At 58.2% G+C, this 22,800-nt stretch carries 17 protein-coding genes; 7 read left to right on the top strand and 10 right to left on the bottom strand.

From position 1 onward, the window contains the following. The first annotated feature begins 59 nt into the window (after positions 1 to 59). Positions 60 to 836, top strand: coding sequence for a precorrin-6A synthase (deacetylating) (gene cobF / locus AB4K19_RS04265; RefSeq protein WP_436399153.1), 777 nt, complete (start codon positions 60 to 62; stop codon positions 834 to 836). Here the strand turns inward: cobF and AB4K19_RS04260 are convergent. The 5 genes from AB4K19_RS04260 to AB4K19_RS04240 all read right to left on the bottom strand — a co-directional run bounded on the left by AB4K19_RS04260 (position 797) and on the right by AB4K19_RS04240 (position 6,242). After that, positions 797 to 1,528 (bottom strand): alpha/beta fold hydrolase, encoded by a 732-nt coding sequence (locus AB4K19_RS04260; RefSeq protein WP_436399151.1) that lies wholly within the window; start codon positions 1,526 to 1,528, stop codon positions 797 to 799. The genes cobF and AB4K19_RS04260 overlap by 40 nt on opposite strands. After that, entirely contained in the window at positions 1,525 to 3,081 is a 1,557-nt protein-coding gene (locus tag AB4K19_RS04255; RefSeq protein ID WP_375230679.1) for an ABC transporter permease, read from the bottom strand. Before AB4K19_RS04255 ends, AB4K19_RS04260 begins: the two co-directional genes overlap by 4 nt. After that, positions 3,078 to 4,133: a quaternary amine ABC transporter ATP-binding protein gene (locus AB4K19_RS04250; RefSeq protein WP_436399149.1), complete on the bottom strand. Its 1,056-nt coding sequence runs from the start codon at positions 4,131 to 4,133 to the stop codon at positions 3,078 to 3,080. Before AB4K19_RS04250 ends, AB4K19_RS04255 begins: the two co-directional genes overlap by 4 nt. Before the next feature lie 95 nt (positions 4,134 to 4,228). Continuing rightward, complete coding sequence (locus AB4K19_RS04245; protein WP_375230677.1) at positions 4,229 to 5,194, bottom strand: ABC transporter substrate-binding protein; 966 nt, start codon at positions 5,192 to 5,194, stop codon at positions 4,229 to 4,231. Positions 5,195 to 5,228: 34 nt separating this feature from the next. Beyond that, positions 5,229 to 6,242, bottom strand: a complete 1,014-nt coding sequence (locus tag AB4K19_RS04240) for a D-cysteine desulfhydrase (RefSeq protein ID WP_436399562.1) — start codon at positions 6,240 to 6,242, stop codon at positions 5,229 to 5,231. A 192-nt stretch (positions 6,243 to 6,434) separates the two neighbouring features. On the opposite strand from AB4K19_RS04240, the gene AB4K19_RS04235 reads away from it, so the two are divergent. Then, positions 6,435 to 7,337, top strand: coding sequence for a LysR family transcriptional regulator (locus AB4K19_RS04235; RefSeq protein WP_436399147.1), 903 nt, complete (start codon positions 6,435 to 6,437; stop codon positions 7,335 to 7,337). Between the two features lie 42 nt (positions 7,338 to 7,379). Here the strand turns inward: AB4K19_RS04235 and AB4K19_RS04230 are convergent, their stop codons facing one another. Together AB4K19_RS04230 and AB4K19_RS04225 are read right to left on the bottom strand one after the other, a co-directional pair. After that, the gene (locus AB4K19_RS04230) at positions 7,380 to 7,697 is read right to left on the bottom strand and encodes a muconolactone Delta-isomerase family protein (RefSeq protein ID WP_375230675.1); all 318 of its coding nucleotides are present in this window, start codon (positions 7,695 to 7,697) and stop codon (positions 7,380 to 7,382) included. Between the two features lie 3 nt (positions 7,698 to 7,700). Further along, entirely contained in the window at positions 7,701 to 8,777 is a 1,077-nt protein-coding gene (locus AB4K19_RS04225) for an SMP-30/gluconolactonase/LRE family protein (protein ID WP_436399146.1), read from the bottom strand. 99 nt (positions 8,778 to 8,876) lie between these two features. Between AB4K19_RS04225 and AB4K19_RS04220 the strand changes: the two genes are divergently transcribed. Further along, a complete protein-coding gene (locus AB4K19_RS04220; protein ID WP_375230672.1) occupies positions 8,877 to 9,764 on the top strand; it encodes a LysR family transcriptional regulator in 888 nt (295 codons plus the stop codon). 5 nt (positions 9,765 to 9,769) lie between these two features. Here the strand turns inward: AB4K19_RS04220 and AB4K19_RS04215 are convergent, their stop codons facing one another. Further along, entirely contained in the window at positions 9,770 to 12,358 is a 2,589-nt protein-coding gene (locus tag AB4K19_RS04215; protein WP_375230671.1) for a PA14 domain-containing protein, read from the bottom strand. A 213-nt stretch (positions 12,359 to 12,571) separates the two neighbouring features. Here AB4K19_RS04215 and AB4K19_RS04210 point away from each other — a divergent pair, with 213 nt between their 5' ends. Genes AB4K19_RS04210 through AB4K19_RS04200 form a run of 3 tightly spaced genes read left to right on the top strand, consistent with a single transcriptional unit; the run spans position 12,572 to position 17,671 of the window. After that, positions 12,572 to 14,254: an ABC transporter transmembrane domain-containing protein gene (locus AB4K19_RS04210; protein WP_375230670.1), complete on the top strand. Its 1,683-nt coding sequence runs from the start codon at positions 12,572 to 12,574 to the stop codon at positions 14,252 to 14,254. Then, positions 14,254 to 16,344: a peptidase domain-containing ABC transporter gene (locus AB4K19_RS04205; protein ID WP_436399144.1), complete on the top strand. Its 2,091-nt coding sequence runs from the start codon at positions 14,254 to 14,256 to the stop codon at positions 16,342 to 16,344. Before AB4K19_RS04210 ends, AB4K19_RS04205 begins: the two co-directional genes overlap by 1 nt. 1 nt (position 16,345) lies before the next feature. Continuing rightward, positions 16,346 to 17,671 carry an HlyD family type I secretion periplasmic adaptor subunit gene (locus AB4K19_RS04200; RefSeq protein WP_436399143.1) on the top strand — a complete coding sequence of 442 codons (1,326 nt, stop codon included), beginning with the start codon at positions 16,346 to 16,348 and terminating at the stop codon, positions 17,669 to 17,671. A gap of 168 nt (positions 17,672 to 17,839) precedes the next feature. Here the strand turns inward: AB4K19_RS04200 and AB4K19_RS04195 are convergent, their stop codons facing one another. Then, a complete protein-coding gene (locus tag AB4K19_RS04195; protein WP_436399141.1) occupies positions 17,840 to 20,380 on the bottom strand; it encodes an EAL domain-containing protein in 2,541 nt (846 codons plus the stop codon). A 60-nt stretch (positions 20,381 to 20,440) separates the two neighbouring features. Continuing rightward, positions 20,441 to 21,499 (bottom strand): LacI family DNA-binding transcriptional regulator, encoded by a 1,059-nt coding sequence (locus tag AB4K19_RS04190; protein ID WP_375230664.1) that lies wholly within the window; start codon positions 21,497 to 21,499, stop codon positions 20,441 to 20,443. Positions 21,500 to 21,694: 195 nt separating this feature from the next. Between AB4K19_RS04190 and AB4K19_RS04185 the strand changes: the two genes are divergently transcribed. Next, positions 21,695 to 22,777 (top strand): ABC transporter ATP-binding protein, encoded by a 1,083-nt coding sequence (locus AB4K19_RS04185; protein ID WP_375230663.1) that lies wholly within the window; start codon positions 21,695 to 21,697, stop codon positions 22,775 to 22,777. Positions 22,778 to 22,800 lie beyond the last annotated feature (23 nt).

Genomic DNA, 22,800 nt, shown 5'->3' with positions numbered 1-22,800 from the left:
TGCGGGGACAATCAGTCCGGGATGTGCCAGTATCAGTGGTTCCTTTGCAGGAGGCTGAGATGATCAAAGAGCTTTGGCTGGTCGGGATCGGGACGGGATCGCCTGATCACCTGACACGCGAGGGGCGCACAGCGCTGCGGGATGCGGCCGCCGTCCTGTTGCCCCGCAAGGGTCCGGGCAAGGATGATCTGGCCAGACTGCGCGAGGACCTGCTGGCCTCAACAGGCTCCGAAGCGCAGGTTCTGCCCTTTGACATGCCCGTACGCGACGAAAGCCTGCCTTATCAGGAACGTGTCGAACGCTGGCACGATGAGATCGCCACGCTCTGGCAGGACACGCTGCGCGGCGCGGAGGTGGATGGCCCGGTGGCCCTGATGGTCTGGGGCGATCCGGGGCTTTATGACAGCACCCTGCGCATTGCCGGGCGGCTTGACCCGATGCCGGCGTTGCGTGTCGTGCCGGGCATTACCGCGCTGCAGGCGCTGACTGCCGCACATGCTGTGCCCTTCAACACAATTGATGGTGCTGTGACCGTCACAACAGGCCAGCAACTGCGCGAAAACGGCATGCCCGGCGGAAGCTCTTCGGTCTTTGTGATGCTCGACGGGCAATGCAGTTTCAGGCAGGCAGACACTGATCACTGCTATATCTGGTGGGGCGCATTTCTGGGCATGCCGGAACAGGTTGTTCTGTCCGGCCCGGTATCAGAGGTCGCCGAAAGAATTGTCGCCCTGCGCGCGGCAGAGCGGGACCGGCACGGATGGATCATGGACACGTACCTGCTGCGGCCGATGGATCAGGTGTCACCGGCGCACAAAAAATCCAGCACGAGCTGATTGAACAGCGCGGGCTTTTCCAGGTGCACCGCATGGGCACAACCTGGAACAACCGCGAGACCCGCCTCCGGGATACCCCGCCACAGCTGGTGAACCTGCTCCCATTGATAGGTGCGGTCACCATCGCCCCAAAGAACCAGTGTCGGCACCTCAATATCCGCCAGCCAGGCGCTCCCGTCCCAGGCATCCATAGCATTCAGCCCGCCTTCAAAAGCAGGCAGCCCGGTCTGTGCTGCAATGCCCGCACAGGCGGGGTATTCTGCGGCACCCTCTCGCGCCTGAAACCATGTCGCCGCAATACGCCGCGCGCTGACCTCCACCCCGTCACGTGCCGCGCGGGCCTGGCTTTCAGCAATGGTTTCAAACCGGCCGGGCAGGCGCCCGCGTGGCCCCGTTCCATAAAGGACCAGCCGGTCAATGCGGTCGGGCTGCTGGTGGATCATCTGCTGAACGATCATCCCGCCCATGGAGTGCCCCAGCAGATCGAACCGTGTCACACCGGCATGATCCAGCTGGGCCAATACATCGTCCGCAAAACCACCAATCGAACTGACAGCGGTATCCCCGCTGCGGGCACCGAACCCCGGCAGGTCGACGGCGATGATCTCCCTGCCCTGCGCCAGACCCCGGATCTGGTGCGGCCACTGGGCACTGCCGCCCATGAAGCCATGCACCAGAACCAGTGGGTTCACTTACGCTGCCCCTGAACGATCCGGTCCAGGATCATCGCGCAGAAAAGGATAGAGAAGCCGGCAAGGATACCCTGGCCGACGTTTGCGTATTGCAGCGCCTCCAGAACATCCTCGCCAAGCCCCTTGGCCCCGATCAGCGAGGCCACAACGACCATTGCCAGTGAGAGCATGATCGTCTGGTTAATCCCGGCGCGGATGGAAGGTGCCGCAAGTGGCAGATCGACCTTGGTCAGCAGGTACCACTTGTTCGCGCCAAAACTGATCGCCGCTTCACGTACGCTTTCCGGCACGCCACGCAGCCCGAGCACGGTCAGACGCACAACAGGCGTGCCGCCGAAAATCATTGTCACCACCACAGCCGCCGGTTTGCCGACGCCAAAGAAAGCGATGACCGGCACCATGAAAACAAAAGCCGGCATGGTCTGCATGAAATCCATGATCGGCTGGATAAATGCATAAAACCGTGGCCGCCGCGCGGCAAACATGCCCAATGGAATGCCGATCACGATCGACAGACAGGCCGCCGTGCCCAGCAGCGCCAGCGTCGTCATCGCAGCTTCCCAGAAGCCCAGCAGCCCCATGTAGGACAGGAATGCACCCGAATAGATCGCGGTCCGCAAACCTGCAGTCAGCCAGGTCAGCAGAATGATCAGGCTGGCAATTACGATCCAGGGCGTCTGCACCAGGATGACCTCAAGCGCGTCCAGCAACCCGCGGATACCGATGGTGAGCAGATCGAAGAACGCCTCGCTGTTGCGGACACACCAGGCGATAAAGTCCTCTACCCACTGGATACCTGTCAGCCTGATATCCGGGTCCGTCGGGAATTCGCTGAGCAGCGAGAAACGCCCCGGGAAACTGTAGTGGATCATCGCAGCCGTCACGATCAGTGCCATGAAAACAGCGCTGAATGCGATCTGCTGCACGGGCATGGCGGAGCGGATGGTGCGGTCAGACAACCAGTCCGAGAACCGCGCCTCCAGCGCCCAGTTGGCGACGATGGCCTGAATGGCCTTGACCACCAGCAGGATTGCAAGACCTGTGAGCGCGATGGTGGGGCCTTCCGCCGCCATTGCTTCGGCTTCGGCGCGGATGCCGCCGATGTTGGCCTCCAGCGACTCAACCGTGCGGGTGTAGACGTCCACCTTGTCCGAATTGGATTCTATCGCTGCTTCCAGCTGTCTGCGCCGCAGTTCCAGCGTGCCTTCGATGGACGCAATGCGTTCCATTGCATCCGCCGCCAGATCGCCGAAAAGACCACGCGCGATCTGGACCAGTGCCAGGGTCTCCAGGATCAGGAACGGCAGCGCCCAGGTCCACAGACCACGCGCACCGAACCAGACGGGGCCAAAGATGCCCGCCATCAGATTGAACGTTGCCGTGAAACGCGAGGACTCACCGATCCGGTCAAAGTTGCTGATGTAGTAGTCCGGGCTCGTCCGCACAAAAGTGCGTATGTTCTCACGCCGCTCTTCGGCATAGGCCAGTGCTGCTTCGCTTTCCGTATCTTCCAGCGGGTTCACGCCATCCGGGTTCACATCCGTAGTGCTCATGATACTTCCGTCCCTTCGATCACAGTCCGCAGAAGATCGGCGCGGGTAATGACGCCAACATCCGAACCGCCGTCTTCCACCAGAATGGCGTCGCTGTTGTCGATTGCGAGGTTGATCAGCGTGCTGAGGTTTTCGCCCTCGTTGACACGCGGCGCATCGGCAGAGATCGGACCGTTGGCTGCGACATATTCGGGAATGGACTGCATCACCGCATGCGCCCGCACGACTTTCAGGCGCGAAATTCCCGCAACGAAATCAGCGACATAATCATCTGCCGGGTTCATCACGATATCTTCGGCCGTGCCGATCTGCACGACCTTGCCGTCCCGCATGATCGCGATCCGGTTCCCGATCCGGACCGCTTCGTCGAGATCGTGCGTGATGAAGATCGTTGTCTTTTTCAGGATCTTGCTGAGACGGATAAATTCGTCCTGCAGCTGACGCCGGATCAGCGGGTCCAGCGCCGAAAACGGCTCGTCCATCAGCAGAACATCCGGGTTGGCCGCAAGGGCGCGGGCAAGCCCGACACGCTGCTGCATGCCGCCGGACAGTTCATGCGCGAATTTTGAACCCCAGGCGCCAAGCTCAACAATATCGAGGATCGCCGCCGCCTGACGCATCCGCTCGTTCTTGCTGACCTGCCGGATTTCCAGCGGCATGGCCACGTTGTCCAGCACCGACCGGTGCGGCATCAGAGCGAAGTTCTGGAAAACCATCCCGATCTTGTTGTTCCGGAACTCCTGCAGCTCCTGTGTGCCCAGCGCCATGACGTCGGTGCCTTCGATCTCAATCTTACCGGCCGTTGGCTCAAGAAGGCGGTTGAAGTGGCGTACCATCGTGGACTTGCCACTGCCGGACAAGCCCATGATGCAGAAAATCTCACCCCGGTTCACCGACATGCTGACGTCGGCCACACCGACCACGCAGTTGTATTCGGCAAGCACCTCGGCCTTGGTAAGCCCCCTGTCCCGGATCGCCTGCAGCGCGATTTCTGGCTTTGAGCCGAAAATCTTCCAGACGTTTGAGATTTTGATGACTGTGTCGTCGCTCATGGCGGACCTTCCGTTGGCTATGCGGGGCAACAGGTGCCGGCGGTCGGACTGCCCCGGGCCCGGCCCGGAGCAGTTTCTTTCAGAGGTTCAGCTGATCAGAGACCCAGCCAGGCGTCCACACGGTCAGGGTTTGCTTCGACCCATTCGCGTGCCACATCGGCCGGTTCACGGCCTTTGCCGCTGATTTCATAGGCAAAGCCGGACACATCATCAGCAGTCAGCGAAAAGCGGCTGAAGAACTCGGCGATGGCCGGCGAACGGCCTTCCAGCGAATTCGACCATGCGATCTGCACGTTTTTCAGTGCGTCTTTGGTCGCAACAGAGGACTTTTCATACCAGTCCGCATCGTCTGACGGCTGGACCATGACGTATTTTGCCGGATCGAAAGTAGGTTCGCTCAGCATTTCGACGTCAAACTGGAACCAGATCGCGTGCGGCTTGTAGCAGTAGAACGCATAGCCTTCGTCCTTGGCGATGGAATCCTTGACCCGCGCCGTCTTGACGCTCTCCTCTGCGCGGACCGGCTCGATGAAGTCCAGCAGGCCATAGTCACGGACCTTCACTTCGTTCACGTTCGCCGATGCCCAGCCCGGTGCACCGATCCACATCTCGCCTTTGCCGTTACCGTCGCTGTCCATCAGCGCCGCAACATCCGGGCGACCCAGATCAGCGATGTCCGTGATGTTCTGTGCTTCGGCAAAATTCTTGGAAACGCAGAAGCCCTGGTTGCCCTCGTATGGGTTCGACGACAGCGTCACAGTGCCCGCCTCATCCACATACTTTTTAGTGAAGCTTTCCTGGTTCGGCAGCCAGACATCGGGGTGCACATCAATGTCGCCCTTGCCCTGGTCCATCGCCTGGAAGATCGTCGCGTTGTTGCCGGGCACCATTTCGGCCTTGCCGCCGATGCGCATTTCAACAACGGCAGCCAGCACATGCGCAATGGCCTGTGCACCTGTCCAGGACGGCACGCCGATTTTGACTTCTTCAGCCGCCAGAGCCGGCGCTGAGCCCAGCGCCAGTGCGGCGGTTGCCGAAATCAGTGTTTTTCTCAGTGACATTCAGTTTCTCCTTGTTGGTCGTTTTTTTGGTTTCTTATTCCGTGTAGCCCGGCAAACCGAAGGTTTCCGGATAGCCGAACAGTGCGGCACTGCCGCCAGTATGCAAAAAGACGATGTTTTCCATATCGCCAAAATGGCCCTTCTGAACCAGATCAATGAGTCCATCCAGGCCCTTGCCCGAGTAAACCGGGTCAAAGAGCAGCCCCTCTGTTGTGGCCAGCAGGCGCACCGCTTTCTTCATGCCCTCAGTCGGCAGACCATAGCCCGGACCGACGTAGTTGCAGTTGGCGCGCACCGACGCGCGGTCGATCTCCAGACCCGTGCCCAGGTAGTCCGCAGTCCGCTGAGCCAGGTCAAAGACCATCTGCTCCTGTTTTTCCTGTGGCGCACGCACGCCGATGCCCAGCAGGTGAATATTGCTCTGCAGCGCCGCCAGCCCTGCAACAAGGCCCGCCTGCGTACCGGAACTACCGGTCGCATGCACCAGCGCATCAATCCGCAGGCCCATGTCCACCGATTGTTCGGCCAGTTCGCGGGCACAGTTGACGTAGCCAAGCGCGCCAATCGCATTCGAGCCGCCACCCGGAATGATATAGGGGCGCTTGCCATCAGCCATCAGCTTTTCAGCCAGCGCTTCCATTTCCGCATTCATATCAGTTCCGCCGCCGCGCTTTGACACAGTCGCGCCATGCAGGCGGTCCATCAGGACGTTTCCGTTCAGGATATAGCTGTCATCGTTGTAGCCGGTGCGGTCCTCCAGCAGGATATGGCATTCCATGCCGAGCTTGGCTGATGCGGCCGCCGTTTGCCGGGCATGGTTGGACTGCGTCGCACCCTGCGTGATGATTGTGTCCGCGCCCTGTTTCTGCGCATCCGCCATGAGATATTCCAGTTTGCGCGTTTTGTTGCCACCCGAAGACAATCCAGTGCAGTCATCGCGCTTGACCCAGATGCGCGGTCCACCAAGCATTTCGCTCAGCCGGTCCATCGGTTCCAGCGGCGTCGGCAGATGGCCAAGACGTACACGGGGATACTTGGCCAGAACGATCGACAGTTCTTTTGCCAGACCCGCTGTCAGTTCGGGCGCAACAGTGCCCTGGTTTTCCGTCATCACACCTTCTTCACTCACGCAGCAGATCCTCCCTTGGCGTTCAGCCAAAGCCTGCCCAATAGCAGATTGGAAAAAAAGTGCTTTTATCTTAGGCTACCCAAACAAATACTTTGTCTGGAGAATTCCCAAATGGATTTGCAGTGGCTCGACGACATTCTGGTTCTGCTCGAAGAAGGCAATATGACGCGTGCGGCAGCACGCCGGAATATCACGCAGCCCGCGTTTTCACGGCGTATCCGGGGGTTTGAGGACTGGCTGGGCACTGACATCCTGACCCGGAAAGCGAATTCGGTAGAGATCAGCCCGGCACTCGCAGCGAATGAAACGGAAATCCGCGCGGTTCTGGGGCGTATGCGTGATCTGCGCAGCAGCATCTCCGCCTATGATCCGGCCAGTTCTACCCTGTCGGTCGCCGCACAGCACGCGCCGGTTTTTTCCGCCTTCTCCGAAATGGTTCTGCACGCGCGCAGGCGGTATCCGTCTGTGCGTTTCAGGCTGCGGCCCGGTAACCTGAGTGACTGTATCTCCGTCTTTCTGCGGGGGGACAGTAACCTGCTGCTCTGCTACGAATCCGGCCAGTCCCGGCCAATGCCCTTTGGTGACAGCATCCGACGCGAGATCTGGGGCGACGACATTCTGCTGCCTGTCGTCGGTGGCCCGTTGCGGTATGCGCTGCGCGATGACGGATCCGTTCCACCTGACACACCAGCGGTCATTTATCCGGAAGCCAGCTACTTCGGCCAGGTTCTGCAGGCGTCTGAACGCGCTTTTTCAACGCGAGCCCTGACGCGGAACCCGGTCTGTGAAACCGCCCTCTCCAGCGGGATCAAGGAACTGGTCATGCAGGGTGTCGGTGTGGGATGGTTGCCGTTCAGCATGGCGTTTCGGGAAATCGAAGGCGGCCAGATGATTTCGATGGCCAACCGCTTTGGGCAGGAACATGTGCAGACCGCGCTTTATGCGCACACGGCTGACGCGATAGCCTGCGCACTGCTGGATGTCTGGAGCGACGGTCGCGGCACAAAGGCCTGAACGAAAAGGCCAGCCCACCCGATCAGGCAGACTGACCAAGTATTATGTGCGCCCGATACGGTCCTGTACGTCGGCCGCAAAGTCCTCGTAGCGGCGCATGGACTTCACGTCGACCTGCACATGGTGCCCCATCTTCTGCATGATCGGCAGATCAAACAGGATCCGGTCGAGCGCGTCCGGTGTCTCAACGTCAACGATTGCAAGCACCCTGCGTTCGCCGACGATCTTCCACAGGTCAATCACAACCCCGGCCGATTTTGCGCCCAGGGCCGCGTCTGCTTCTTCCGCCCAGACGCCCAGCAGTCCCTGCTGCTGCATCGTGGCATCGTATTCAACGGTGAAATCAAGTCTGTAAAGCATGGATCACCGTCCACTTACCGCAGTGCCCAGAGCCGGGAACCGCATGATCTTGAACTCACCCACGGTGGCATCCTCACCATCGTTCAGAACCGGCGACCGGTGCAGTTCGTTGATTGTCACATAGACATAGCCATCGGCCCCCATGGAAAACCCGTCGGGCCAGGACATGTCGTCCTGCTGGTACAGTATCTCATAGGTTCCGTCCGGCCGGGTGACGCCAACAGCATCCTCTGTGATAGAGGTGATATAGACATTGCCAGCCGCATCGACGGTGGATCCGTCCGAAATCGGCTTGTCGCCATAACGTTCGACCCGTGCTTCAAGCTCTGCCGGAGAGAGGGTCTCATCCAGAAGATCCGTGGTGCGCACCCGGTACATCGCACTGGCCGTCATCGGGGCAAAATAGACCCAGGTGTTGGTCGGATCGATGGTGATCGGATTCGCGCCGATATGCGCCGGAGCACCACCGAGATTCACCACACGCCCATCGATGACCATGTCCATCGGCTCTGGGACCGTGAAAGGCGACGCTTCAAGCACACGCCGTGCTCTGCCGGTCGCGAGATCCAGCACGATCAGCGCGGTGGTCTCTGCATTCGCGGTGTCGGTGATGTAGATTGCGTTGTGTTCGCGATCGACGGCGAGGTCGTTCAGGAAACTGGTCGGACGCGAGGCCGGCTGACCAATGTAATAAATTTTGTGCAGCGACTCTGTGTTTGTGTCCCAGCCGACAATCCGGCCCGTCTGGCCATCCGCCTGACCGTCCAGCATCCACAGGATACCCTCGCGGTCTGCCCGCAGACCAAGCACGCCTTTCAGGCCCGGACCGTCGCCCTGTGGGGCATTTGCCCAGGCTTCGTTCGGATAAGGTTTCGTGGAGCCATCCGGGCTGACCTCAACAATCCTCAGGTCCTTGCCGTAGAATTCGTGCACCGACATGAACATTCTGCCATCCGGGCCGATTGCCAGATTGCCGGGCGGCATATCAGCACTGAACGCGGCATATGTTTCGATCTCCGCGGACGCGGCGGTTCCCAGGGCCAATCCCAGAGACAGCGCGGCAATAACAGGTGTTTTCATCCAAAAATCCTCCCTTGGCTCGGATATTGCCCCCTGCTATCATTCAAAAAATAAGACATATACGCAGCCAAATCCGAAACCATCATTAGAAAAAATTGAATGTACTCGCTTGAAGATCTCCGCACTTTTGTCGAAATCGCGGACCGCGGTGGCATCACAGCGGCGGCAAGATCAATGGGCACGGCACCGGCAACCATCAGTCACCGCCTGTCCAAGCTGGAAGACCATCTCGGCGTCAGCCTCTTTCACCGCAACAGCCGAAACGTTTCGCTGAGTGTTGAGGGAGAGGCATTCCACAGCCGGGTCGTTGCCATTCTCGATGAACTGACCAACGCTGAAACGGACATTGGCGGGCATGGGAGCCTTCTGAAAGGGCATCTCAGGGTCACGATGGCCCCCTGGATTCTGTCGCGTTTTGTCCTGCCTTTGCTGGAGAGGCTGCGCGACCAACACCCCGGGCTGACCTTTGAGTTTCTGGCATCGGACCGATATGTGAACCTTGTCGAGGAGCAACAGGATTGTGCCATCCGCGTCGGCAGATTGCATGACAGCAGCCTGTTGTCGCGCAAGATCGCGGATAATCACCGCATCCTCTGTGCTGCGCCCGGGTATCTGAAATCCTTCGGCGTACCAGCGCAGCCCCGTGACCTTGGATCCCATCGCGCCGTTTGCCTTCCCTGGCAACGGAGCTGGGAATTCGATGGCGTAAAAGGGCCTGCAAACATGCCCGGGGACACTCTGCTTGTGTCAAACTCCGACAGCCTGACCGACGCGGCCATTCACGGGCACGGCATTGCGCTCAAGTCCCGTCTCGCCGTTGCGTCAGAGCTGGACAGGGGCGAACTTGTTGAAGTGCTCCCCGGGGCTTTATCATCACCGGAGGCGCCGATTTCAGTTCTGAGGCCGCCCAATCTGAAAGGCTCACGAAAAGTGGACGCCTTCTCTGACTTCGTCCGATCGGGATTTTCCGGATTTGAAAGCAGCTGAGACCGTCACCAGTCGTTTCGTTCGTAGGTGTCGTTCATTTCATAATCCTGCCCGGCGTCAGGATTATCGACAATTTCTTCGTTGAGGGCGTTGTCGTCGTCGGTGTCGTCCGCCTGATCATTGTCCGCCGTTTCGACCCAGGAGGACTGTTCGTTTTCGCCACCGCCCGCAGCCCAGGTGTCGTCCCCGAAACCATTGGCCGCAGAGGGTCCCTGCCCGATGTCACCAACATCAAGCGTGAAGCTGCTTGTGCCGGACACTTCCTGACCATTGAAGGCCGTATCGGTGGTCACAACCTCTCCCTCTATGCGGCCTTCAAACCCCGGGGGCGGTGCAATTTCCAGCAAGCCAAGATCCCAGCCTGCGAGATCGACCTCGCCGCCATCCGCCACCGCGACCATATCACCGCTCATGAGAATTGTGTCCGCAGGCAGCCCGCTTACCACCACATGTGCCGCGTCAGACAAGCCCGGATCATCAAGTTCAACCGCAATCATTCCATTCTGATCCACGCTGAGGTCGTCAGAGGCCGTGACCAGTTCGCGACCATCGATACCGGGACCTTCCCACTCCAGCTTGAGCCCGGCATGCCCGTAGTTTTCGAAGTAGCGGACTTCGACCTGATGCGTGCCCGGCTCGAGTTCGATTTCGCCATTGCGCGTGCGGTACCCGTGCAGCCCATCGTCGGTTACAACCTCCTCACCATTGATGAAGAGAACAACGCCGTCGTCCCCACCAAGGAAGAATTTGAAGCTTCCCCCCTCGTCCACATCAATATCACCCGTGATGCGGGCACCGAATGTATCGTCATCCCCGCCTTCCCAGAAAGAGCCACGGCTGTTTTTGTAATTGATGTCGTGCACCACTTCCTCATGCGTCGGCTCCGAAGACCAGTCGATCTGGTCCAGCCGGCGCAGCCCGTGGTCAACGTCAAAGTAGCTGGCCCGGAAACCAGTGCTCATAACATTGTCGGGCGCTGGAAGATCAGCCTGCTGAACGGTGAAATCAACATCTGTGACGGACGATGCGGATATGCCTGACTCTGACGTTGTGGTGGTCACCAGTTCCGCGTTTACCTCGCCGGTGAATTCGATGGGGGTTGTAATGGTCATCAGGGACAGGTCCAGCCCGGTCACATCCACCTGGCCTTCAGCATCCACTGTCAGAACCTCATCGCCAACAGAGACCAGCGTTCCCTCGGGCAGCCCTTCCAGCACATGCGTGGACACTGCTCCGTCCTGGCCTTCTTCGGACACTGCGAGCGACAGGTTCAGCGGCATTCCGTTGATCGTCTGCAGGTCATCAAACCCGGGCGACGTCAGCAGTTCCCGGCCATCTGTGCCCGGGCCATCCCATTCAAGCTTCAGCCCGGCATGGCCATAATTCTCGAAATACCGCACTTCGACGTGATGCGTGCCCGGCTCCAGTTCAATGTCTCCGCTGCGTGTCCTGTAGCCGTGAAGACCATCATCAGACACAACCTCCTCGCCGTTGATCAGGAGAATTACACCGTCGTCCCCGCCCAGATAGAACGAGAACGCGCCGCCTTCTGACACATCGATATTGCCCGTTATCCTCGCACCGAAAGTGTCAGTGTCCCCACCTTCCCAGAACGAGTTGCGGCTGTTGGTGTAGTTGATTTCCGAGACCAGCTCTTCATGCGTCGGATCCGCGTTCCAGTCGATGTCGTCAAGTTTGCTCAGACGCTGATCAACATCAAAATAGCTGGCGTGGAATCCGGTGGTTCCACTGAAGTCAGGTGTGTCAATCGCTTCAAAGCCGATGTCATGAACGAATTCGGTTCCCGCCGGCGAGACTGCGGTCACCTGGACCGACAGGGGCCCCGCTTCGTCATCCGAAAGGGTGACACCCTCTCGCAACCGGATCTGCGTACCCTCAACTTCAAAACGGTCGTCCGACACCTCAAATGTGTACGCACTGTAATCGCCGTCACCCTCAAGAGCGATCTCACCGACAACGGCCCCGTCCTCTCCGGTGGCGACCCCGGTATTGCTGACAGAAAGACCCGTTGGTTCAGGGTTGCCCTCTGGTGGTTCCAGGTCGAAACCACGTGTAAAACTGCTCCCGTCTTCGGCGATCACGGTCACTTCAACGCGGAACGCGTCCTGTTCATCATCTGAAAAAACGGAACCGGGCTTGGCCTGCAGCCCGAAATCACGGATTTCGAAACGTTCATCTGCAACTGAAAGGCGGTCAATTCCACCGGCCTCATCCGCAAGGCCAGTAAGGTCCGCGACGACATGTCCGCTGTTGCCGGCAGCAGACGTATCATTGGCGCCCAGTTCGCCTCCGGCAACGTCAGCGGCCGGCGCACCGTTGCCCGCCTGAGACGCATCACTGTCCGGGTCCTGATCAGCCGCCGTCCCCGCTGGCGCAAAAGAGGTATCTGGCGACTGTCCGTTGGCACTCGCTTCGTCCTGTTCGCCGTAGTGAAGCGTACTGCGTGACTGGTCTTCCTGACCCGCGTCACTGCTCTTCAGAGACTGGACAACAACTTTTTCTTTTTCGGATTCCGAACCGCTCTGGTCCAGAAATACACTGTCGTCAATTTGACTGTTGTTATTCTCGGCCACGGAAAAACTCCTTACGCGTCACACACTGAGCGTCACATACCGGAATTCACTTAAAATTTCACCTGAACATAAAGTTTTAAACATCTGATTTAATTAAAATAATAAACACTTCCCGCCATTGGTGAAAGATTTGGTAACCACGCAGAGGTTATTGTGGTTGCCAGACAATCAGGAGCGTTCAAGGTGGGGAACGGAATAACTGAAAGAATCAGAATGGCGCGGCCTCCCCGACTTGGAGCCAGCGTTATCCTTTCGTCTTTGTGCATCAACCTTCTCGCTCTGGCATTGCCGATGGTCGTGCTCCAGGTCTTCGACCGGGTCATTCCATTCGAGGCTTACGAAACCCTGTCGCTGCTGTTCATCGGGCTGTGCGTAGTCGCCGTACTGGATTTTGCCCTGAAATGGGCGCGCCTCGTGCTGCTCGGACATGCCGGGGAAAAATTTGAACTGGACCTGAGTGAAAGGTTTATATCGCGCTCGCTCAATGCTGATCCGGCAGCTTATGACAAAACCTCCACGGGTGATCACTTTGAACGCCTGAACGCGCTTACTCAACTGCGGGATTACTACTGCGGTCAGGGGCGGCTTTCGGCCATTGACCTGCCTTTTTCCGCGATCTTCATTATCATGATCGCCCTCATCGGCGGCTGGCTTGTCCTCGTGCCACTGGCGGGTCTTGCACTGTTGTTTGGCTTTAAGGCTGTCCTCCAGCACGCGCAGGCACCGGTTTTTGAAAAGCGGAAAACGCTCGACGGCAGACGCTATTCTTTTCTTATCGAATGCCTTTCTCAGATCCTCACGGTCAAGGCGGACACGATGGAACCGCAACTGCTGCGCCGCTACGAGGTTCTTCAGGATCAGTCTGTAAAAATCAGCGAGAAACTGATCCGGCTTTCCGGTCTTTCGCAATCCTTTGGCGCGTTGTTCTCCCAGGCAAGTGTTGCCGCAATGGGTCTTTTTGGCGCTTTTCTAGTCATTCACGGCCAGATCGGCGTCGCAGAACTGGCCGCCTGCATGCTTCTCAACGGGCGCACCGTTCAGCCGTTGCTCAAAATGCTGAGCCACTGGGCACAGTCCGAGAGTGTTGGATCTGCTCTGGCCAGAATTGAAGAAATCGGCAATCTGCCCCAGCGCGAAACCTCCGGCATCCGCAACAACGAATTACGTGGACAACTCACCTTTGAAGATGTCTCCGCAGCGCCGGGCGGTGATCACAAACGCGCCTTTTCGGATGTCTCCTTTAACCTGGAGGCAGGTGCAGTGCTCGGCATTATCGGCGATGAAGGTGCTGCCCGTGATGCAATGATGCGCATGATCCTCAGTGAAGAGGAACCTGAGACCGGCCAGATCCGGATAGATGGCAACCCGGTGAGGTTTTACAGCGAAGCGCGCGGACCAGGTGGGATTGTTTACCTGGATCAGAACCCTGTCATGTTCTCCGGTACGCTCCTGGAGAACATCTCCTGTTTTGGCGAGGGTGACGCTATTGAGCGCAGCCTGCGCATATCGAAAGAACTGGGACTGGAGAAAACGGTGCACCGGATGCCGATGGGCTACAGCACCACGCTCGGACCAACCGGTGAAATCGCCTCCAATCTCGCGCTGATGCAGACTATTGCGCTTGTGCGCGCACTGACCCTGACCCCGGCCCTGCTGCTTTTCAACAATGCGGCTTCCGCGATGGATGACAGCGCGGTGTCGCGTCTTGCGGAATGCCTTCGCGCACTGAATGGCAAAACATCGCTGCTGATCGCGTCCGAACACCGTCAACTTTCCGCTCTTGCCGAACAGACCGTTCTGCTTGCCGGACAACGCCAACAGGACTTCAGCCTCTGGGATGAGGATGCTGAAGCCGACGCAATGGTTGCGACACAAACCAGAAAACGGAGTGCCTGATGGATTTTGCAGTTCACCCCGGACTTAACCTGTTGCAGCGCCTGATGATCGAAGCCGGCTGGCACAGCAGCACCAGAAACCTCACGGAGGCCGCACCACACCTCGCCTCCGCGATTTCCGGCAATGAGTTGCTGGCGACGCTTGAAAACCTCGATGTCCCTGTCTCCATAGCTGAGGCCGGCCTGCGGGATGTGACAGAAAAAGACTGCCCCGCCCTTTTCATAGAAAAAAGTGGAACAATCTGCGGTGTTCTGGACGCGGGCTCGAAAGGCGTACTGGTCATCCGGCCGGGCGACGAGCATCCGCAGTGGGAAACACCGGACCGGAAAAACGGCACCGTTGTACGCATCGAGAGGTTCGCACCGTCCGATGCCCAGCTCAGTTTCGATGACTTCCGTACGATCACATCCGGCTTTCGCGGTCTGATACCCGGTCTTGTGCTCGCGTCGTTCATGACGAACCTGATGGGACTTGTGACACCGCTGCTGATCATGATGATCTATGACCGGGTTATTCCGGCAGATTCCGTGCCACTCGTAATCTCGCTCACCATGGCCGTCGGTCTTGTTCTGCTGGCGGATGCTGGTTTCCGGCTGGCCCGGTCGCACGCCGTTTCCTTTATGGGCAAAACCGTGGAACACCGCCTCGGCCTTGCTCTCTTCCGGAAGCTCATGTCGCTGCCGCCGGATCAGATCAAAAGTTCGGAAGTCGATCAGCAGATCTCACGATTCAAGCAGTTTGAAGGGACCCGGGATTTTTTCTCTGGCCAGAGCATGGTTACCCTTCTGGATCTGCCCTTTACGCTGATCTTTCTCGGTCTGATTTTCTTTCTCGCACCTACTGTCGGCTTTCTGGTCGTCGGCCTGATCGTTGTTTTTGCCATCGCGATCTGGGTCACGCTGCCGGTTCAGCAGACACTGAACACTCAGGCCGCACGTGTTAAGGCCCGCCAGCAGAAAATTCTGTTTGAAACCGTGCGGATGCAGCGGAGCATTTACAGGCTGGGACTTGGGAGTTTCTGGACAGATAAAAACGCCGCCGTTGCGCGCGAGGCAGCCTCAACGTCACGCGTCGCACGCCGGTTTCAGATGCTGTGCCAGATGTTCGGACAGAGCATTATGATGATCGCCGGCGTCGGCGCTGTTGTTCTGGGTACCGTTTCTGCGATGGAAGGGAGTATCACATTCGGTGCTCTGATTGCCGTCATGGCACTGGTCTGGAAGGTGCTTACGCCACTCCAGTCGCTTCATGCCAACGCACCTCAGCTCGCAGGGTTTCTGCGCAGCCGCGAACAGATTGACCGTGTGCTCGCGATGCCGCAGGAAATGGTTCGTGGCGCTGCCACGTCCCATCAGAAACAGTTTGACGGCCGCATCACACTGAGCGGTGTTACACATCGTTTCCCGGAAGCCACGGACCCTGCGATCTCGCAGGTCTCTGCCGAGTTTGCGGCGGGCGAATTTGTCTGTATCTCGGGCAACAGCAGCAGCGGGAAAACCACCCTGCTTGAACTGATCATGGGCCTGCACACCCCTCTGGTGGGGTCGGTTCAGCTTGACGGTATGGATATCAGACAGATCCCGGTGGATGATCTGCGTCAGGCTTTCAGTTACGCGCAAAAGAAGCCGGATGCGTTCCACGGCACATTGCTGCAGAACTTCCGCCTTGCAGCACCGACAGTGCCCGAGGACGAGATCCGCGCCGTGATTGCAGAAATGGGACTAGAGGATGACCTGAATGCTCTGACCGATGGTCTGAACACCCGCCTGACCGAAAAGTACCGCCAGTCGCTGCCCGTTTCGACATCGCGCGGCTTTGCGCTGGTCCGGACGTTTATCCGACCAGCACGGGTCTATCTCCTGAACGATCCCGACGCGGGTCTCGACTATCTGCGAAAGCAGGCACTGATGACGTATCTGAACCGCATCCGCGGCGACCATACTGTGATCGTCGTATCCAACGATCCGGAATACGTGAACATCGCCGACAGGTGCCTGTATATGTCTGGCGGCCGTGTTGTCGCGGATGATACCGGCGCCAGCGGTCGCCGCAAAGTCAACGCCCTTATCAAAGCGAACAGGGAGACCTGAAATGTCAGCGCCAACCGAAAAAAACACAAAACGCGGCATCTTCGACCGCAAGGCGATCCGGGCAAAAAACCACGCACCCCGTGTGTCATCCATGGTGGTTTTCACCCTCAGCGCGTTTATCGCGGGTGCGGTGGCACTGTCGGTGAGAACCACTGTTCCGGAACTTGCCAGGGCACCTGGGGAAATCACAACACTGGGACGTGCGCATCAGGTTGAAAGTATCAATCAGGGTGTGGTTGAGGCCGTTCATGTCCGGGAGGGCCAGGTTGTCGCCAAAGGCCAGATACTTGCAAGGCTGTTTTCTCCCGAGGTCGACCGGAATATCCGTTCGGTTCTGCAGCAGAAAGAGGCGCTGAACTCCAGAATTTCGACTCTGGAAAGCATCCTGTCATATCTGGATCAACCGGATGGTTCCGCGGGCCCGCAGATTGATGCGCCCGGTGGTGTCCGCGACTATGCGCGCTCCCGTGTCTGGCTGCACGATCTGCAGAAAGAGATCGCCCGCGGACGGGCCGCCAGCCTGCGTGAGATCATCCGCGAACTCGAAGAAGCCCAGGCTCTTATGGCCGGCAGGGTTCGGGAAAAAGAAGCTTCTGTCGAGAGGCTGGCGACATTGTTTGAGTCAGGCAGTATCACCCGCATCCGACTTGAAGCCGAGCAGCAGTCACTGGATGAGCTCCGAGGCAGGCTCATCGAAGCGGGCATAGAACTGGCAACAAACAAGGCCAATTATGCGGAATCCCGGGACAAGCCCCTGGAACGTGATCTTGCGTTGCGCGAACAGACGCTCACAGAACTGTTCGCTCTCCAGCAGGAAAAAGACCAGCTCTCCACACAGCTGGCGACACTGGAAAGCCAAAGAGAAGAACTGGCCATCCGTGCACCTGTGGCGGGCGTTATTCAGGCCGTTGATTTTCCAAAAACCGGTGAGGTTATTGAAGCCGGCAGCACGCTGTTCGAACTCGTCAGCACGGATGAAAACCTTGTTGCCGAACTGCGGATTGGCGAAGCGGACATCGGTCATATCCAGGTGGACGACAGGGTTTCGCTGAAGCTTACCACGTATGATGCCAGACGATACGGAGAAATCACCGGGCGCATCACCAGCCTTTCGCCGAACATCGTCACTGACCCTGCAGATGGGTCGACCTATTTCCGCGGTGTCGTTGCCCTCGATACCCTGACGATCGGGCGCGGCGAACTGGAGCGCCCTGTGCGGGTTGGCATGGCCGGTGTGGCAGAAGTTGTTACGGACGAACGCAGCATGATGGCTTACCTTGCCAAGCCCGTTTACCGGTCGCTTGAGAGCGCCTTTGGCGAAAGGTAACTGGCTGCGCCTTCCATGCACTTCCAATCCGGTCGCTGGCACATGGGTCTTGCAGGTAAAATCTGTTGGTTGCGGTGGCCTGCCAATGTCATACCCGGAGAACCTGGCGGCATCGCGCGCACCGGGGTTTTTGCGCCGTTCAGACAGTCCAACGGACCTCAGTTCGGTTCAGGCTATGCGAGACTTTGAAACCTTCGTATGTCTTTCTTCCAGAAATGCGCAGGTTTTTTCAAAGTTCATAGGAAATGCAAGTGCATAGCCCTGAAGGTATTCGCAGCCCAGCTTCTGGAGTATCGAAACGTGGTCATCCGTTTCGACCCCCTCGGCAACAACTTCGACTTCAAGCATGCGCCCGATCTGTATAATTGTTTCCACCAACGCGCGTTGTCGGGGCGACTCAACAATCGGCTGGATGAGCAGCCGGTCCACTTTCAGTTTTCGGGGCGCCACCTGAAGCAGACTGACGATGGATGCGTGCCCGCTCCCAAAATCGTCAATTTCAATATCGATCCCCAGCTCGTCGATAAGACGCAAATTCTGTTCTATGACATCGTTCTTTGAATCAAGAAACGCAGATTCCAGCAGTTCAAACGACAAACGGCCCCGCGGGATGTCCAGACTTCTGATACTCTTTCCCAGCGACGGGTCATTCAGACGATGTGACGAAACGTTCACGGAAACCCGTGGTACGTGGATGCCGGCCTTTTCCCACTGCCGTATGTCCGAAAGCGCCTTTTTGAGCACAAGCTCATCGAATTGGGCAACGAGCCCCATGTCTTCTGCCATATCGAGGAACTCGTCCGGCATGAGCAGTCCAAATTCTGAACTTTCCCAGCGCACAAGCGCCTCGAGGCCGGACACTTCCAGCGTCTGCGCGTCAAACTGAGGCTGGTAGTGACAGGTAATTTCACCCTGGTCAAAGCCGGCCAGAAGGGCGTCAAAGGAATTTTTCCGTCGCCTTGCCTCTTCCCGCATGACCCTGTCAAAAAACCGACGCCGCCCGCGACCAGCTTTCTTAGCCTGATAGAGCGCGATATCGGCGTCAATGAACAGGGAATGACCGAGCGAGCTGCGGTCCTCAGAGACAGCAATGCCTATGCTCGTGCCGATATTGCATTGCTGCGACTCGTAGAAATACGGTTTGGCCATCTCAGCAATAATGGTGTCAGCGATCCGGCTCAATTCATCATCACCCGGCGCGTCAGGCACCAGGGCTACGAATTCGTCCCCGCCAACACGGGCAACCATTGCATTGTCCGGCAGAAGGTTTTGAAGAAGATCAGCGGCATGGCGCAGCGTCGCGTCACCGGCATCATGACCCAGTGTGTCGTTGATCTGTTTGAAGTGATCTATGTCGAAGTGAAGCACAGCAATCCGGGTGTCACCAGCATCCTGCTGCTCAACAAGATCTGTGAAAAAATCGTCCAGATACCGCCGGTTAGCCATGCCGGTCAATACGTCATGGCGGCTTTCGTATTCCAGTTCCGACCGTGCCGCTTCGAGCTGCTGCGCACGTTCGTAGTCGTCTGTGACATCAAAATTCACACCGTAGTAGCGTGCGCCACGCTCAGGCGATTTTACATATTTGCCGCGTGTTCTGATGTACCGGACCGTCCCGTCGTCCAGCAGCAACCGATAGTCCGTCGCAATATCTCTTTCTTCCCGCAGGCACTCCTGTGACAGTTTTTCGACGGCGTCCCTGTCTTCGGGGTGGATGTTTGATGCCCAGGCGTCGGCATCTACAATATTCTGCCCTTTCGGAAGGCCGAAAATCTCGAGCAGACGGTCATCCCAGAACGCATATTTGGCGCCCACATCGTATTCCCAGCGCCCCATGCCTGCGGCTTCCATCGCGATCTCAAGACGCTGAGTAATCGCCTGGCTTTCGGCCTCGCCCGCTTTGATATCGGAAATGTCAGTATCTGTTCCGATGATGCGCGCGGGAAGTCCATCGGCGTCCCGCCGCACAACTATGCCATTACTGAAAATCCAGACCCAGTGACCTGCTGTATGCCGCTGGCGGAATTTGTAGTTGATAATCTCTGTCTCCCCGGCCTCAAGCTTTTGAAGCTCTTCCATTATGTGGTCACGATCCTGTGGATGGATCGTTTCCAGCCAGGTGTCATTGTTGGTTGGAATGGGCATGTCCGGCCCCATGCCGCGCAAAAGGCGCCAGCCAGACGACACAAAGTGGCGGTCATGTTCGAAATCGTGGTCCCAGATGCCCTGATTTGCGCCGTGCACAGCGGTACGCCAGCGCCATTCACCTTCAGAAGGGCTGCCAGCATATGGTTCTGATATTTCTGAAGGCGCAAGGACCCGGATGTCCGGTTTGTCAGCGTTTGTCTCAACGGCTGCCTGGAAAAGAAACAGCAGCTCGTCCGCATCCGTCTCCCGATAAGCACGTACGCGAAAAGATACAGGCGGTTTTGCCGGTGGTCCGATCAGCAGTGCCACACAATCTTCGTAGGTACCGTCCCAAACCCCGGCGAGGTCGGTCTCGGACGGGCAACCTGCTGTCGGGCAGCACAAAGATCGCAGATCAGCGCCCCGCAGGTTATTTTTTGACGGCAATCCAAGGATGTCCGCCGCCTGGTCATTTGCTGCCCTTATCTTGAGTGCGGCATCGGCCAGAAACGCAGGAAACGCCACAGCATTAAGTAATGCTGCCGCGCGTTCCTCGGTTTCTTCGCGGTTTCCTCTACTCAAAACAGCGCCCTCGCTACACCTGAACAGCTAGCGGATTGCCATTTAAGGGCGCGTTATCAATTAAAAATCTAACAATTTTGTCGGCCCGGTCCCTGAACTGCCAGACCGCTGGGGACAGGTCGTCTGGCCGGGTTCAAACTGAAGCGGCAGCACTTTACTGCGCTCGGTCGGAACACCGTTGATCCGTGCCAGCAGATTACGGGCACCGGTGATGCCCATAAGACGCCGCAAAGTCCGGATCGTGGTCAGTTTCATCGGCAGAACGCTGGCAAGATCAAGGCCGTTGAAGCCCACGATGCCCATGTCATCCGGCACTTTCAGGCCCCGGGCCTGACAACACATCAACCCGCCAAACGCCATATGGTCGTTCAGATAGCAGATGATATCCGGCTTGCCCTCATCCAGCAGACTTGCCGTCCCGTCATAGCCAGTGACAAAGGCGTTGCCCAGCGGCGGCCGTGCCGCAGCGACTTCGCCTGCCCCGTCCGGCGCAAAAACACTCCGGATCCCCTCCAGCCGCGCGTCGGCCCGTTTGTCGTGCCCGCGCGGTGTGCTGACAAAAGCGGGCTGCCTGTAACCGAGGGCAGCCGCATGCTCGCCGATCATCTGCCCGGCGCGGAAGTGATCTATTCCAACGCAGATGTCGATCGGGTCGTCTGTGTGATCCCAGATTTCAAGAACCGGGATCGGCGACGCGCGCAGCAGTTCCCGGGTTTCCGGATGGTGATCCACACCTGTCAGGATGATCGCCGCCGGTTGCCAAGACAGCAGGCGCCGCACCCAGGCCAGTTCCGCCTCAGGATCGTATTCTGTCGTATCGATCACACTGGAGTAGCCCGCGCTGTCAAAAGTCTGGCGCATACCGTTGAGGATTTCGGCGAAAACCTCGCCGGCAAAAGTCGGCAGCGATATGCCAATCAGATTGGAGTTCGACACCACCAGCGAGCGGGCCGCACTGTTCGGCATATACTTCATCTGACGCGCAACCCTGAGGATTTCAGCCCGCGTTTTTTCCGACACACCTTCGACCCCGCGGATCGCCCGCGACACACTCATCACGCTGACGCCTGCACGGCGTGCCACGTCTTCAATCCTGGTCGGTCCGGCCCGGCGCGCCATGAAGCCCCCTTGCGCTAAACGTTATCGCATGTCCGTTTTACCTATCAGAATCAGATACCTGGACAGAGATTTACGTTAACGTTAACGTAGTTTTCGTTTTTTGTCCTTCCTGATTTTGCGCCCGCCATGCACTGTAACGGAGCCGGCAGATCCGTCACGGATCCAACCGGCCATGCGCATCGGGGGGAGAACGACGTGCCCAGAATTGTGTTCGATCAGGTTGCCAAAAGCTATGGCGCGACGGAGGTCCTGCCGCCGTTCGATCTGGAACTGGACGACGGTGAATTCACCGTGCTGGTGGGCCCGTCGGGCTGCGGTAAATCGACGACCCTGCGCATGCTGGCGGGGCTTGAGACCCTTTCCGGCGGCGAGATCTATTTCGATGACCGCCCGATCAGCAGACTTGATCCGAAAGAACGCGATCTGGCGATGGTTTTCCAGGATTATGCGCTCTACCCGCACATGAACATTGCAAAAAATATGTCTTTCGCGCTGCGTCTGGCCCGTGTTCCGAAGGCGGAAATCGACGAAAAGGTTCAGCGCGTCGCAGAGATGCTGAACATCGCCCACCTGCTGGACCGAAAACCAGCAGAGCTGTCAGGCGGCCAGCGGCAACGGGTTGCTATGGGCCGGGCACTGGTCCGGGACGCCGGCACGTTTCTTTTTGACGAACCTCTGTCAAACCTCGACGCCAAGCTGCGCGGCAAGATGCGCGCAGAACTGGCAGAGATGCGCGATACGATCGACAAAAACATGGTCTATGTGACCCATGACCAGGTCGAGGCTATGACGCTGGGCGACCGGATTGTGGTGATGAGCGATGGGCTGATCCAGCAGCAGGGGTCACCCGAAGAGCTGTTCAAATCGCCCCGCAACCGGTTTGTCGCGGGCTTTATCGGCTCACCCACAATGAATTTCGTGGACGGTGAACTGGTCGAAGAAAAGGACGCCGTCTGGGTCCGTGGCGATGGTTTTCATCTGCCACTGGATGCGGAAACCGGTGCGCGGGCAAAGAACGCGCCCGACCGGAACATCACGCTCGGCCTGCGACCCTCCAGTTTTTCGACAGATGTCACACAGGGTGCGCCAATTGAGCTGCGGGTTGTGGTCTCTGAATATCTCGGGGCCCAGTCGGTGCTCGTCACGCGCTGTGGCAATGCAGACGTGCTGGTCGAGACGCAAAGCGCCGCACCCGTCCAATCCGGCGGGATGCAAACCTTTGGCGTGCTGACCGACGAACTCATGATTTTTGACAAGACGTCGGGGCTGCGGCTCTGACACGCAACAGAAATAGCATCAGG

The organism is Roseobacter phycocola (assembly GCF_042055075.2).
In the GTDB taxonomy this organism is placed as follows: domain Bacteria; phylum Pseudomonadota; class Alphaproteobacteria; order Rhodobacterales; family Rhodobacteraceae; genus Roseobacter.
This window is presented reverse-complemented; position numbering and strand designations above follow the sequence as displayed.

Excerpts from the sequence above, each read along its gene's own strand:
- AB4K19_RS04250 (WP_436399149.1), bottom strand. The coding sequence starts at position 4,133 with ATGAGCGACGACACAGTCATCAAAATCTCAAACGTCTGGAAGATTTTC.
- AB4K19_RS04205 (WP_436399144.1), top strand. The coding sequence starts at position 14,254 with ATGGATTTTGCAGTTCACCCCGGACTTAACCTGTTGCAGCGCCTGATG.
- AB4K19_RS04200 (WP_436399143.1), top strand. The coding sequence starts at position 16,346 with ATGTCAGCGCCAACCGAAAAAAACACAAAACGCGGCATCTTCGACCGC.
- AB4K19_RS04235 (WP_436399147.1), top strand. The coding sequence starts at position 6,435 with ATGGATTTGCAGTGGCTCGACGACATTCTGGTTCTGCTCGAAGAAGGC.
- cobF (WP_436399153.1), top strand. The coding sequence starts at position 60 with ATGATCAAAGAGCTTTGGCTGGTCGGGATCGGGACGGGATCGCCTGAT.
- AB4K19_RS04255 (WP_375230679.1), bottom strand. The coding sequence starts at position 3,081 with ATGAGCACTACGGATGTGAACCCGGATGGCGTGAACCCGCTGGAAGAT.
- AB4K19_RS04210 (WP_375230670.1), top strand. The coding sequence starts at position 12,572 with ATGGCGCGGCCTCCCCGACTTGGAGCCAGCGTTATCCTTTCGTCTTTG.
- AB4K19_RS04230 (WP_375230675.1), bottom strand. The coding sequence starts at position 7,697 with ATGCTTTACAGACTTGATTTCACCGTTGAATACGATGCCACGATGCAG.
- AB4K19_RS04190 (WP_375230664.1), bottom strand. The coding sequence starts at position 21,499 with ATGGCGCGCCGGGCCGGACCGACCAGGATTGAAGACGTGGCACGCCGT.
- AB4K19_RS04245 (WP_375230677.1), bottom strand. The coding sequence starts at position 5,194 with ATGTCACTGAGAAAAACACTGATTTCGGCAACCGCCGCACTGGCGCTG.
- AB4K19_RS04225 (WP_436399146.1), bottom strand. The coding sequence starts at position 8,777 with ATGAAAACACCTGTTATTGCCGCGCTGTCTCTGGGATTGGCCCTGGGA.
- AB4K19_RS04220 (WP_375230672.1), top strand. The coding sequence starts at position 8,877 with ATGTACTCGCTTGAAGATCTCCGCACTTTTGTCGAAATCGCGGACCGC.